The sequence below is a fragment of the Bradyrhizobium sp. YR681 genome (assembly GCF_000282615.1).
In the GTDB taxonomy this organism is placed as follows: domain Bacteria; phylum Pseudomonadota; class Alphaproteobacteria; order Rhizobiales; family Xanthobacteraceae; genus Bradyrhizobium.
Map to the genome: position 1 here is coordinate 1 of NZ_AKIY01000155.1, position 1,285 is coordinate 1,285.

Genomic DNA, 1,285 nt, shown 5'->3' on the forward strand with positions numbered 1-1,285 from the left:
ACATGGAACGGCAGCCGCCAGCCGAACGCCTTCACATTGACGATCGCGATCAGGCACCACGCCACCAATAGCCCGAGCGGTACGGCCAAGAGCGATGTGAACAGCGCGACCGACAGCGTTTTTGTCAATTCGATCGCGGCGAGACGCGGTCGCGTGATGCCGATTGCCCAGAGTGGCGCCAGCTGCGGCAGGCGGGAGTTCGCGAGCGTGAGAAGACTGGTCAGCAGTGCAATGCCGGCGACGCCGAGCGTGAAAGCATTGAGCGCCGAGGTGACCGCAAAGGTGCGATTGAAAATGCGGATCGATTCGGCCTTCACCGTCGCTTGATCGGCAACGCTGCGGTCGTCGAGCGCGAACTGCTTCTGTAATGCCGCGATCAAGCCCGAGATATGATCGCGCGCGACGATCAGCCCGATCCGCGTCTGCGGCGTTTGCGGAAACTGCCGGATCAGCGCCGCGACGTTCACGGTCAGCTGTCCCTTGGGATTGCCGTAATCGGCGTAGATGCCGGCGATGTCGAGCTCCCAGCTTCCGCCGGGCGTTGGCACCTCGATGACGTCGCCGACGCGAACATTGAGGCGGCGGCTCAGCTGCTCGCTGATGAAGGCGGCATTGCCCGGCACGAGCCGGGTCCAGGCGCGCGGCGCGGTCTCCAGCAGCGGCCAGCGCTCGCGATAGAGCGCGTGGTCGGGCAGGCCGAGCAATTCCACCGGCTGGCCCTGAACCTGCGTCTCGGCGCGTCCGCCCGACAGGATCGCCTGCACGTCGCTGCGCTCCTTCAGCCAGTTTCGGATCGCCGTGCCCTGCGCATTGTCGGAGGCGCTGATGTAGACGTCGGCGGCCAGCCGTCCGTTGAGCCAGCCGACAAACGTGCGGCTGAACGTTTCCACCATGGTGGACACCCCGACATTGACGGCCAGCGCGAGCAGCAGCGCCATCAGCGCCAGCGACAATCCCGAGAGCTGCTGCCGGCTGTCGGCCCAGAACCACATCGCGAGCGGTCCGCGCGCAGTGCGCTGTCCGATGAGCAGGATGATGTCGAGAAACGCCGGCAGGATCAGCGCCGCGCCCAGCATCAGCGCCGCCAGCACGCCGAAACCTGCGATCAGCGATTGCCCATAGTGAAGCAGCAGCAGCGCGACCGCGAACACGGCGCAGGCCGCGAGGCTTTGCAGGATCAGCCAGCGCCGTTGTCGCTGCTGCCAGGCGTATGGCTGCGCGGTCGCCAGCACCGGCATCCTGACGGCCTTGATCAGGCTGGGGGCCGCCGCAACCAGCGCGCCGG

General features: G+C 66.6%; 1 pseudogene. It reads right to left on the reverse strand.

The window, feature by feature from the left end:
* Positions 1 to 1,285: pseudogene (locus PMI42_RS12700) on the reverse strand (ABC transporter permease); the annotation flags it as partial.